A 12,181-nucleotide genomic window follows, 5' to 3' on the forward strand; every position below is an offset into this window, starting at 1 on the left:
ACACATAAACTTGGCAAAAAGAATCCTAATTTGTAGTTTTGAAAAACAAAAGGGAGGTTGAGTATCCTCAAGATTCTTTTTTTGAAATAAATTTAAGCCCTCGAAAGCAAAAAATTTAGATTTTTACCAAGAAGCGATATGTCCAGTATCGCTTTTTTATTGCTTGTAATTTTTTCTCTTTATTTATTATTTTTAACTATTTATAATAAAGAGAAGCCTTTCGACTTCTCTTTTCAACTTTTAATTTATTTGGTTTAAGAACCACACATTAAACAATCATCATCTGGTCCTGCTCCTTTAGAAGCATCTACCATTGCTTTAAATTCTGCTGGTGTCATTGGCTTTTCTTCTTCAATAACTTCTGCTTTCTTCTCTTTAGAAACTGTAAACTGAATTGCATTTACTGCAGATTTAGTTCTTAAATAATACATACCAGTTTTTAAACCAGACTTCCAAGCATAGAAATGCATAGACGTTAATTTTCCATAATCTGGGTCTTTTAAGAATAAGTTTAATGATTGAGATTGATCGATAAAGTATCCTCTATGACGTGCCATATCAATAATATCTTTCATACTCATTTCCCAAACTGTTTTATATAATTCTCTTAAATCAGCAGGAATTTCTTCTATGTGTTGTATAGAACCATTTGCACGCATAATGCTTTCTTTCATATCATTATCCCACAAACCTAATTCTACTAAGTCTTCTAATAAGTGTTTGTTTACTACAATAAACTCACCAGATAAAACTCTTCTTGTATAAATATTAGAAGTATATGGTTCAAAAGCTTCATTGTTACCTAAAATTTGAGAAGTAGAAGCTGTTGGCATTGGAGCAACTAATAAAGAGTTTCTTACACCATGCTTCATTACATTTTTACGTAGTTTTTCCCAATCCCAATTACCACTTAATTCATCATCATTTACACCCCACATGTTAAATTGGAATTCTCCCTCAGACATTGGAGATCCTTTAAATGTAGAATATGGTTCTTTTGCTTTTGCAATTTCCATAGATGAAGTTACAGCTGCAAAATACATGGTTTCAAAAATATCTTGATTTAGTTTTTTTGCTTCATCGCTTGTAAAAGGTAAACGTAAGTTGATGAAAGTATCTGCTAATCCTTGAATACCTAAACCTACTGGTCTGTGTCTAAAATTTGAGTTTTCTGCTTCTTTTACAGGATAAAAATTAGCATCAATTACTGTATCTAAATTACGTGTTACTTTTTTAGTAACATCAAATAATTTTTTGTGGTTAAAGTACTTCTCTCCATTTTCTCTTTCAGAAACAAACATTGGCAATGCAATAGAAGCCAAGTTACATACAGCAACCTCATCTTTTGCAGTATATTCCATAATTTCTGTACATAAGTTTGATGAACGAATTGTACCTAAATTTTTCTGGTTTGTTTTTCTGTTTACTGCATCTTTATACAACATGTAAGGAGTTCCTGTCTCAATTTGAGATTCTAAAATCTTCTCCCATAATTCACGAGCTTTAATGGTTTTTCTTCCTTTACCTGCAGCTTCGTAACTTGTATATAATCGTTCAAACTCTTCTCCATAAGTATCATATAAATGAGGACATTCATGAGGACACATTAATGTCCACTCACCATCTTCTTGTACACGTTTCATGAATAAATCTGAAATCCACATTGCATAGAATAAATCTCTTGCACGCATTTCTTCTTTACCATGATTTTTCTTTAAATCTAAAAAGTCGAAAATATCTGCATGCCAAGGCTCTAAATACATTGCAAAAGAACCTTTACGTTTACCTCCACCTTGATCTACATAACGTGCTGTATCGTTAAAAACACGTAACATTGGCACAATACCATTAGAGGTACCATTTGTACCTGCAATGTAAGAACCTGTAGCTCTAATATTGTGTAAAGACAAACCAATACCTCCTGCAGATTGAGAAATCTTTGCAGTTTGCTTTAGTGTGTCATAGATACCTTCAATACTATCATCTTGCATTTGTAATAAGAAACAAGAAGACATTTGTGGTTTTGGTGTACCTGAGTTAAAAAGAGTTGGAGTTGCATGCGTAAAGTATTTTTTACTCATTAACTCATAAGTTGCAATAGCCTCATCAATATCATTTTTATGAATACCAATAGAAACACGCATTAACATGTGTTGTGGACGTTCTGCAATCTGACCATTCAATTTTAATAAGTATGAACGCTCTAAAGTTTTAAAACCAAAGTAATCGTAGTTAAAATCTCTGTTATAAATAATGGTAGAATCTAGCTTTTCTGCATTTGCTTTAATGATTTCATACACATCATCTGCTAATAATGGTGCCTTTTTTTCTGTACGTGGGTTTACATAATAGTATAAATCATCCATTGTTTCTGAGAATGATTTCTTAGTGTTTTTATGTAGGTTAGACACAGCAATTCTTGCAGCTAATTTTGCGTAATCTGGATGAGCAGTAGTCATAGTTGCCGCAGTTTCTGCAGCTAAATTATCTAACTCTGATGTAGTTACACCATCATACAAACCTTCTATAACACGCATGGCTACTTTTACTGGATCAACAATTTTGTTTAATCCATAACACATTTTTTTAACTCTGGCAGTGATCTTATCGAACATCACTGGCTCTTTTTTGCCATCTCTTTTAACTACGTACATAGGTTTGTTTGTTTTATTTAATTACTTATTTATTTAGCCGACAAAACATCCACATTTGGCGGCTTTTTATTTTTGATCTGATGAGAATTCATCAGAATGAATTTATTTTATGAAGATTTAGTTTTTTAAACTAGAAATCTGAATCGAAACTAATACTACCTGTTCCTCCAGATTTTACTCCTGCTTTTTGGTATTCTGAAACTCTTTTTTCGAAGAAGTTTGTTTTTCCCTCTAAAGAAATCATTTCCATAAAATCGAATGGATTTGTAACATCATATACTTTATCACAACCAAACTCTAGTAACAATCTATCTGTTACAAACTCTAAGTATTGTGTCATTAATTTTGCATTCATACCAATTAAACTCACTGGTAATGACTCTGTTACAAACTCTCTTTCTATTTCTAAAGCATCAACAATAATTTCTTTAATTCTTTCTTTAGGTACTCTGTTTACAATATGATTGTTGTGTAAGTGTACAGCAAAATCACAATGCATACCTTCATCTCTAGAAATTAATTCGTTAGAGAATGTTAATCCAGGTAATAAACCTCTTTTCTTTAACCAGAAAATAGAACAGAAAGCTCCTGAAAAGAAAATACCTTCTACTGCAGCAAACGCAATTAAACGCTCTGCAAAAGAATCAGATTCAATCCATTTTAATGCCCAGTCTGCTTTTTTCTTAATAGCAGGAAAAACCTCAATCGCTCTAAACAATCTATCTTTTTCTACTTCATCTTTAACGTAAGTATCAATTAATAATGAATATGTTTCTGAATGAATGTTTTCCATCATTATTTGAAAACCATAGAAAAATTTAGCCTCTGAATATTGCACTTCATTTACAAAGTTCTCTGCTAAGTTTTCATTTACAATACCATCTGACGCTGCAAAAAAAGCTAATATATGTTTAATGAAATAACGCTCATCATCTGTTAACTTTGTTGTCCAGTCTACTAAATCTGAATGTAAATCAATTTCTTCAGCAGTCCAAAAGCAAGCTTGTTGTTTTTTATACCATTCCCATAAATCATTATGTTGAATTGGGAAAATTACAAAGCGATTATCATTTGGTTGTAAAATTGGTTCTTGTTTAGACATTGTATTGTGTAATTTGAGCGTTATTGAATGTTATTTAATCGTTAAGAACGACCTCTACAAATATTGAAAATTTTGTTCCAAAAAGAAAGTCTTACTTATTCACAAATCCCTTGAAGTTTTTAACAAAATGAAAATAATCATAAAAAAACGCCATTTCCACAAATTACCTAAGTATCATATTATCAGGGTTTTAAAATGTTAAAAATTCCTTAAAGCCTAATTCTATTGACATTCTTAAAAACGCATTTTGAAAATTTTGTTTTGAGCATTTTGAAAGAGTAGAAATCCAATCAAAATAATTTTAACGTTAAACAAAATCAATAATTTTTATAAAATGCAAAACGTAATACATTATATAGTATCTTTGTTCTATTATTAACATTTATTATATAACAAAGTGAAAAACGGAACAGTAAAATTCTTCAACGAATCTAAAGGATTTGGATTTGTAATTGAAGACGGTTCAAAAACAGAGTATTTTGTACACGTATCAGGATTAATTGACGAGATTAGAGAAGGTGATGCAGTAGAATTTGACCTGAAAGAAGGTAGAAAAGGTTTAAACGCAGTAGACGTTAGAGTTATCTAATTATATTATTTAGAATTTTTTTACATAAGAACAAGTCGCTTAATTTTTTTTAAGCGACTTTTTTTTGCCTTATTTTTGCATAAATATTTTACTTCGGATGAAAAAAAGGTTTCCACAAATTGTACAAATTGCTATTATTTCTCTTTACCTTATTTTTCTAGCAGGTTCTATTGTTAGGATGACAGGTTCTGGAATGGGTTGTCCTGATTGGCCAAAATGTTTTGGTTATTACATACCACCAACTTCTGAAGAACAAATTATCTGGAAACCAAACACTGAATTTAAAGAAGGATTTATTATTATTAAAGATGAAGTGTTATTTGTAGCTGAAAAAGATTTAACTACTTCTAGTGAATTTGACGCTAATAATTGGTCTGAATACACTAAACACGATTATAATATTTTTAATGTTTTCCATACTTGGACAGAGTACATCAACAGATTAGTGTCTGTTTTAGCAGGCTTTGTATTTCTGTTTCTTATTTATGGTTCAACTAAATTTTGGAAAGAAAATAAAACCATTACACTTCTGTCTTTTGGAGCTTTCTTTTTAATGCTGTTTGAGGCTTGGTTAGGAAAAACCGTAATTGAAAGTAATTTAACACCAACTATTATAACTATTCATATGGTTGTTGGTTTAATTATTATTGCACTTTTACTTAATTTAAAGTACATAATTTCTGATCAGAAAACCTACCCTTACAATGCCTTGTTTAATAAATTACTTATTATTTCTGTAATTTTTTCTTTGGTTCAAATTGCAATGGGTACTCAAGTAAGACAATTTATAGACGAACAAGTAAAACTATTTGGATTTGAAAATAAGAATCATAGCTTAATGAATCCTAGCTTTAAATTCTATTTTCACAGATCTTTTACTATTGCAATTGTTTTGGTAAACTTTGGCTTGTTCTATATTAATCAAGTAAAAAAATTAGGTTACAAGCTAATTAATTGGATTGTTTTCTTAATTTTCTTAGAAGCAATTACAGGAATATTAATGTACTATGCAGAAATTCCTATAGGAACACAAGCTATACATTTAATGGCTGGTGCACTGTTATTTGGAATGCAGTTCTATCTATGGCTTCAAAGTAGAAAAACAGTTAGCAATTAACAAAAATTAAAAACGTTTTATTTATTTACAAACCACTAGGAATATTGAATTCTAAGGATGTGCATTTACCCAAACCTCACCATCAGAAAAATATTCTTTTTTCCAAATTGGTACTGTTTCTTTAAGGGTATCAATTGCAAATTCACAAGCCAAAAAAGCAGCTTTTCTGTGCTTAGCTGATGCTGTAATAATAACAGGGATTTCACCAATTTGTAACATACCTTCTGCATGATGTATGGCTATTTTATGAATTTCAAAATCTTGTAAAGCTTTATCTGCAATTTTTTGCATCTCTTTAAGAGCCATAGGTTTATAAGTAGAGAAATCTAGTTGCAACACCTCTTTACCTTCAGTATCATTTCTCACAGTACCAACAAATGTGGTAATTCCTCCACAAACATCATCTTCTACAAATGCATAACATTCTTGCAGGTTTAATTTACTCGAGGTTATTTTTATTGAAGTTCTTTGCATACATCAACAAAAATAATAATTCGCAATGTATCTTTGCAAGTAAATGAGAATTAGTTAGAAAATGAAAACAGCATTTAGAATTATTAGCTTTTTAGAAGGAGTTTCTTATTTACTATTACTTTTTATTGCAACACCTATAAAGTATTTACAAGGTGATGCTTCTTATGTGAAACTACTAGGCATGCCTCATGGAATATTATTTATGCTTTATGTGGTTCTTGCAATTGTTATTCAGAAAGAAATGACATGGAACAACAAAACCTTAGGCATTGTTTTAGTATGTTCTATAATACCTTTTGGTACTTTTTATGTTGATAAGAAATATTTACGATAATTAACCTCCACTTACAGGTGGAATTACTGCTACAACATCATTATCCTTTATTACAAGATCATTAGTTGCATAGCTTTCATTTAGAGCAATTGCGTACGTTTTAATCTTATCTAGAGAAGAGTATTTTTCTTGTAAATAATCTTTAAAATCTGCAACTGATATCGCTTTTTCTAAAGTTACTTCCAGTTGATTTTCTCCTACCAAATCTGAAGAAATCCCGAAAAACAAAACTGTTATTTTCATTCTGTAAAGGTATTAAAACAAACTAATTCTAAAGACCAAACCACTTTCTTTTACATCTCCATATTGCGCATTTACGTATGCTACTCTTAAAAATCGGTATTTACCAAAACCTAAATTATCTAAACCTACAGAATATTCTGTATATGGTTTTTTATCTGCCATAAATAAAGCTTTACCTCCAGCAACTAAATGAAAATTAAGTTTGTTTAATAATGGTATTTTACCCAAAACAGAACCTTTAAAATTATGTTCTACATGCATTTCTGCATATTTATCATTGGTATAATATTGATAATAATCTAGTAAATTAAAACTATTTAATTCTCTGTCTATAGGAAACAAAAGCTGATTTCCATTAGCCTGTAAATTATCCATAAAAGCAATATCTTTTTGCTTTACAAATGATGCTGCTCTTAAGTTATATGCAAACTTACCAAAGTTACCAGCGTTAATATTTTGCCTAACACTTGCAATAAATAAATCTGAATTTAAGGCCTTATTTTCTGCTCCAAATCTTTTAATATAATTCACAGAAATTGTTGGGTATTTATTATTACCCTGATTTACTTTACGGTCTGGATAACTCAAGTATTTTTGTCCAAATACAATGGTTGTTCCTAGATTTAAAGTAGCTATTTTATGCTCTGTAAAAGCAGCATTTACAAAATCAGTTGGATCTAAAGGATTGTTAGAAGTATAACCATTGGTTTCTGATTTGGCAAAAGAATAATCTGTTGTATTAAATAAAGGTGTTCGTTTTGCATACTCTAAAGATCCTGAAAAATATAACCCGTTTTTCACCTCTTCAGAATACGAGATTCTAGCAAACGTTTTCTCGTAAATTTTCATGTAATTCTGTCTATAAAACAAAGATGCTATGGTATTGTTTAATCTAAAAATTGGATTTCTACCATTAAATTGCGGAGTTACAATTCCTCCAGAAATTGTCATTCTTGGTCTAGACAAATTATTCCATTTTTTAGTGAATGAAAAAGTTGGTCTTAATTTTTTATCAGAAAAACCATAATTTAAATTGGCTGAAGCATTCCACCATTTACCCTGTTCATTAATTTGCTCAAAATAACTTACACCTGCAGAAGTATACATACCTTGCACAGTGTTAAAACCTGTTCTTAACAAAGGCCCATTAAAAGAAAACGTTCTGTTTTTATAAGAGTTTCTGTAAGAGTAACCCAATAAAGGATCTGACCAATTGAATTTATTTCCTTTAGCATCTATAGAATCTAAATACTTTTTAGATTTTCGAATTACCTTAATACTATCTTTTATTTTATAGTCTCTTACCTCTTCTTGAGTTAAAGAAACTGGCCTTAATTCATTCCAAAAAACACTGTCTTTTTTAGTTGCATTTTCTTCGAAAGAAAGTACCTCATTTGTGAATGTATCCTCTGTAAAATTAGGATTGAAATCATAATCTGAATAAACATAAGAGAATTTTCCTTTGGGTTTAAAACCAAAAATTGATATATCAAAATCTATAGATTGACTAATTAAAACCCAAGCATCAATATTTTCTGAATAAGCATACCCTTGTTTTAAACCTAATGAATTTACAAAAGGTAAATTTACTTGCACTCCAGAAGTTACTAAATCACACCCATAAATTGCCCAATCATTCTCTACAATATAAATAGAACCTTCAAAAACTCGATCATTATTTCTTCTTGGTATCAATTTAATTTTGTTGATGAGTCTTCCATTAGAATCATAAAAGGTACCTTCTAATTTATACTTGTAATAACTAAATGCATTGTTAGAAATAGGCGAAACTAAATCGTTAAAAACCTCTATGCTGTTTTCATATAAATTGATGTTTGAATCTTCTGCCCTATTAAAACTTACTCCATTATCTTCTCCAGAAACCTTACTAGCTACAATCTTTTCTTTAAACTTTTTAGGCTTTTTCTGAAACGATATGTTAGAAAAAGTTTCAGATAAATAAATAATTCCACTTCTGGTTGAGTCTAAACCACCTCCAAAATCACCTGTGCTTTGTCCGAAAAACTTTTCTGGAGCGTCTTTAATTCTGGTTAAACCTCTAGAATAAAATTTGGCTGTATAATTGGCATATTTGTCTGTATTTTTACTTTTAGCAGCAATTGTATTTCTTATAATTACGTTAGCAGGGTTTTCATCTGTAGAGATAGAAATCTCACTTAATTGCACGCTTTCTTCTTCTAAAACAGCATCTAACGTAAATGGCAATTGTGTTATTGCAACTTTCTTTTTTAATGTTTTGTACCCTAAGAACTGAAAAACAATCGTGTATTTTCCCTTTGATGCTATATCTAAAACGTAGGCTCCATTATCATTAGAAGTAGTTCCATTTACAGTTTTGTCCAAATAAATACTTACAAAAGAAAGTGGCTCTCCTTTAGTGTCTGTAACAACACCTTTTACTTGTGCAAATTGTATTGATGTGATACACAAAAAAAGTAAAAAAGTAAATTTCTTCATGGTTGGTTTTGTTGTATAGACGCAAACATATACTTTCTGTTACAAGAAATTCTTTAAAAATTGTTAAACATCTAGTGTTAAATAAGATTAAATATGAAGAAAATCAAGAATTTCTATTAGTAACCTATATGAATTCAATTTCCAAAAACAGCCTAATTATCACTTAAAAATACTTTTTTAACTTGATTACAAGAGCATCATTTAGAAAGAGTTTAGATAACTAAAAAGAATAGAAAACATATTACAACTCTTACACTGAAAAGTATATATTTGTAGGTCTAAATAAAGGAAACAAGTATTTATGAGTAATTCAAGAAAAAGACACGAAGCACTACTTTATCACGCAAAACCAAAGCCTGGTAAAATTGCAGTTGTACCCACAAAGAAATACGCAACCCAACATGATTTAGCACTTGCCTACTCTCCAGGAGTTGCAGAGCCTTGTTTAGAAATTGCAAAAGATAAAAACAACATTTACAAATACACTTCTAAAGGTAATTTAGTAGCAGTAATTTCTAATGGAACTGCTGTTTTAGGCTTGGGTGATATTGGACCTGAAGCCTCTAAACCTGTAATGGAAGGTAAAGGTTTACTTTTCAAAATATTTGCAGATATTGATGTTTTTGATATTGAAGTTGATGCTACAGATGTGGATAAATTTATTGAAACTGTAAAAGCAATTGCACCAACTTTTGGAGGTATAAATCTTGAGGATATTAAAGCTCCAGAAGCTTTTGAGATAGAAACTCGTTTAAAAGAAGAATTAGATATACCTGTAATGCATGATGATCAGCATGGAACTGCTATTATTTCTGCAGCTGCTCTAAAAAATGCCATCGAAATTACAGGCAAAGACATTACAAAACTTAAGATTATTGTAAATGGTGCAGGAGCTGCAGCCATTTCTTGTACACGTTTGTATTTAGAATTAGGTGCTGTTAGAGAAAACATCATCATGTGTGACAGTAAAGGAGTTATTAGAAAAGATAGAGATAACTTAACCTCACAAAAAGCAGAATTTGCTACACATCAAGATGTAAACACTTTAGAAGAAGCCATGCAAAATGCTGATGTATTTATTGGGCTTTCTACAGGTAATATTGTTTCTCCAGAAATGCTATTATCTATGGGTAAAAACCCAATAGTATTTGCAATGGCAAACCCTGTTCCAGAAATAGAATATGATTTAGCAATAGCCACAAGAGATGATATTATTATGGCTACTGGAAGATCAGATCATCCTAACCAAGTAAACAATGTACTTGGTTTCCCTTTTATTTTTAGAGGTGCTTTAGATGTAAGAGCTACTAAAATAAATGAGGAAATGAAATTGGCTGCTGTACATGCATTAGCTGATTTAGCTAAAAAATCTGTACCAGAACAAGTAAATATTGTTTACGATGAAGTAAGCTTAAATTTCGGAAAAGAATATATAATACCAAAACCTTTCGATCCAAGATTAATTTATGAAATTCCACCAGCAATTGCCAAAGCTGCCATGGATTCTGGAGTAGCTTTAGAACCAATTTCTGATTGGGATGCATATAGAGAAGAATTAATGGAACGTTCTGGATCTGGAAGTAAGGAGATTAGACAAATTCACAACAGAGCAAAAAGAAATAAAAAACGTATTGTGTTTGCAGAGGCAGATCATTTAGATGTATTAAAAGCTGCACAAAGAATACAAGAAGAAAAATTAGGACTACCTATTTTATTGGGTAGAAAAGAGGTAATACTAGAACTGAAAGAAGAAATTGGTTTTACAGCAGATGTACCAATTTTTGACCCAAAAACAGACGAAGAAAGTGAAAGAAGAGATCGTTTTGGAGTTGCTTATTGGGAGTCTAGACAACGTAAAGGAAGAACATTAACAGAGGCTAAAAAATTAATGCGCGAGCGTAATTATTTTGCTGCAATGATGGTTAATGTTGGTGAAGCAGATGCTTTAATTACAGGTTACTCTAGGCCTTACCCAACAGTGATTAGACCAATATTAGAATCTATTCAAAAAGACAATGGTATCTCAAAAGTTGCAGCCTGTAATTTAATGCTTACCAAACAAGGCCCAATGTTTTTGGCAGATACTACCATTAACTTAAATCCTACTGCTAAGGATTTAGTTAAGATTTCACAAATGACTTCTAATTTAGTTAAAATGTTTGGTATGAAACCAAATGTTGCAATGTTATCATTTTCAAACTTTGGTTCAACTAAAAATGAATCTTCACAAAAAATTAGAGAAGCTGTTTCGTATATACATCGTAATTTTCCAAATGCTGTAGTTGATGGCGAAATTCAGGCAGATTTTGCTTTAAACCCAGAAATGCTAGCCAAAGAATTTCCTTTTTCTAAACTGAATGGTAAAAAAGTAAACGTACTTATTTTTCCAAATTTAGAATCAGCAAACATTACGTATAAGTTATTAAAAGAAATGCAAGGTGCAGAATCTATTGGACCTGTAATTTTAGGTCTAAGTAAAGCAGTACATATTGTACAATTAGGTGCAAGCGTAGATGAAATGGTTAACATGGCTGCATTAGCTTGTGTTGATGCTCAGCAAAGAGAGAAAAAATAAAAACAGTACATTAGAGCCAAGAATTAGCCATGATTACACAAGTTAGAGGGAGATTAGTTGAAAAAAGTCCAACAGAGGTTGTTGTAGATTGCAATGGTGTTGGCTATTTATTGCACATTTCTTTAAATACTTTTTCTGCTTTACCTAGTGATGAAAATGTAGTTTTATACACTCATTTATCAATAAGAGAAGATGCTCACACACTTTTTGGTTTTATCAATAAAACAGAAAGAGAAGTTTTTAAGTTATTAATTTCTGTTTCTGGAGTAGGCCCAAGTATTGCAAGAACTATGTGTTCTTCTATGACATCAGATGAAATACAGCAAGCAATTGCATCAGAAAACGTACCAGTTATTCAGTCTGTAAAAGGTATTGGAGCAAAAACTGCGCAAAGGGTAATTGTTGATCTAAAAGATAAGATTTTAAAAACCTTTAATATTGATGAAGTTTCTGTTTCAGCAAGCAATACAAACAAGGATGAAGCGTTATCTGCTTTAGAAGTTTTAGGTTTTAATAGAAAACAATCTGACAAAGTTGTAAATACAGTTCTAAAAGCAAACCCTGATGCTTCTGTAGAAAACATTATAAAACTCGCTTTAAAAAATTTATAATCAA

Annotated in this window: 10 protein-coding genes; 5 read left to right on the plus strand and 5 right to left on the minus strand. The window is 30.7% G+C overall.

The window, feature by feature from the left end:
- Nucleotides 1–254 precede the first annotated feature (254 nt).
- Entirely contained in the window at nt 255–2,654 is a 2,400-nt protein-coding gene (locus tag LPB302_RS07280; protein WP_053974183.1) for a ribonucleoside-diphosphate reductase subunit alpha, read from the minus strand.
- Between the two features lie 130 nt (nt 2,655–2,784).
- The gene (locus LPB302_RS07285) at nt 2,785–3,756 is read right to left on the minus strand and encodes a ribonucleotide-diphosphate reductase subunit beta (RefSeq protein ID WP_053974182.1); all 972 of its coding nucleotides are present in this window, start codon (nt 3,754–3,756) and stop codon (nt 2,785–2,787) included.
- A gap of 397 nt (nt 3,757–4,153) precedes the next feature.
- On the opposite strand from LPB302_RS07285, the gene LPB302_RS07290 reads away from it, so the two are divergent.
- Both LPB302_RS07290 and LPB302_RS07295 read left to right on the plus strand, forming a co-directional pair.
- Nucleotides 4,154–4,345, plus strand: coding sequence for a cold-shock protein (locus tag LPB302_RS07290; RefSeq protein ID WP_015481089.1), 192 nt, complete (start codon nt 4,154–4,156; stop codon nt 4,343–4,345).
- A 97-nt stretch (nt 4,346–4,442) separates the two neighbouring features.
- Nucleotides 4,443–5,462: a COX15/CtaA family protein gene (locus LPB302_RS07295; RefSeq protein ID WP_053974181.1), complete on the plus strand. Its 1,020-nt coding sequence runs from the start codon at nt 4,443–4,445 to the stop codon at nt 5,460–5,462.
- Between the two features lie 51 nt (nt 5,463–5,513).
- Here the strand turns inward: LPB302_RS07295 and LPB302_RS07300 are convergent, their stop codons facing one another.
- Complete coding sequence (locus LPB302_RS07300) at nt 5,514–5,936, minus strand: molybdenum cofactor biosynthesis protein MoaE (RefSeq protein ID WP_053974180.1); 423 nt, start codon at nt 5,934–5,936, stop codon at nt 5,514–5,516.
- Nucleotides 5,937–5,997: 61 nt separating this feature from the next.
- On the opposite strand from LPB302_RS07300, the gene LPB302_RS07305 reads away from it, so the two are divergent.
- The gene (locus tag LPB302_RS07305; protein ID WP_053974179.1) at nt 5,998–6,270 is read left to right on the plus strand and encodes a DUF3817 domain-containing protein; all 273 of its coding nucleotides are present in this window, start codon (nt 5,998–6,000) and stop codon (nt 6,268–6,270) included.
- Here the strand turns inward: LPB302_RS07305 and LPB302_RS07310 are convergent, their stop codons facing one another.
- Together LPB302_RS07310 and LPB302_RS07315 are read right to left on the minus strand one after the other, a co-directional pair.
- The gene (locus LPB302_RS07310; protein WP_053974178.1) at nt 6,271–6,513 is read right to left on the minus strand and encodes a MoaD/ThiS family protein; all 243 of its coding nucleotides are present in this window, start codon (nt 6,511–6,513) and stop codon (nt 6,271–6,273) included.
- A 12-nt stretch (nt 6,514–6,525) separates the two neighbouring features.
- A complete protein-coding gene (locus LPB302_RS07315; protein ID WP_053974177.1) occupies nt 6,526–8,991 on the minus strand; it encodes a DUF5686 and carboxypeptidase regulatory-like domain-containing protein in 2,466 nt (821 codons plus the stop codon).
- A 301-nt stretch (nt 8,992–9,292) separates the two neighbouring features.
- On the opposite strand from LPB302_RS07315, the gene LPB302_RS07320 reads away from it, so the two are divergent.
- Both LPB302_RS07320 and ruvA read left to right on the plus strand, forming a co-directional pair.
- Nucleotides 9,293–11,566 carry an NADP-dependent malic enzyme gene (locus LPB302_RS07320; protein WP_053974176.1) on the plus strand — a complete coding sequence of 758 codons (2,274 nt, stop codon included), beginning with the start codon at nt 9,293–9,295 and terminating at the stop codon, nt 11,564–11,566.
- Between the two features lie 29 nt (nt 11,567–11,595).
- On the plus strand, nt 11,596–12,177 hold the full coding sequence (gene ruvA, locus LPB302_RS07325; RefSeq protein ID WP_053974175.1) for a Holliday junction branch migration protein RuvA: 582 nt from the start codon (nt 11,596–11,598) through the stop codon (nt 12,175–12,177).
- Nucleotides 12,178–12,181 lie beyond the last annotated feature (4 nt).

This window comes from Polaribacter dokdonensis (assembly GCF_024362345.1).
Classification (GTDB): Bacteria; Bacteroidota; Bacteroidia; order Flavobacteriales; family Flavobacteriaceae; genus Polaribacter; species Polaribacter dokdonensis.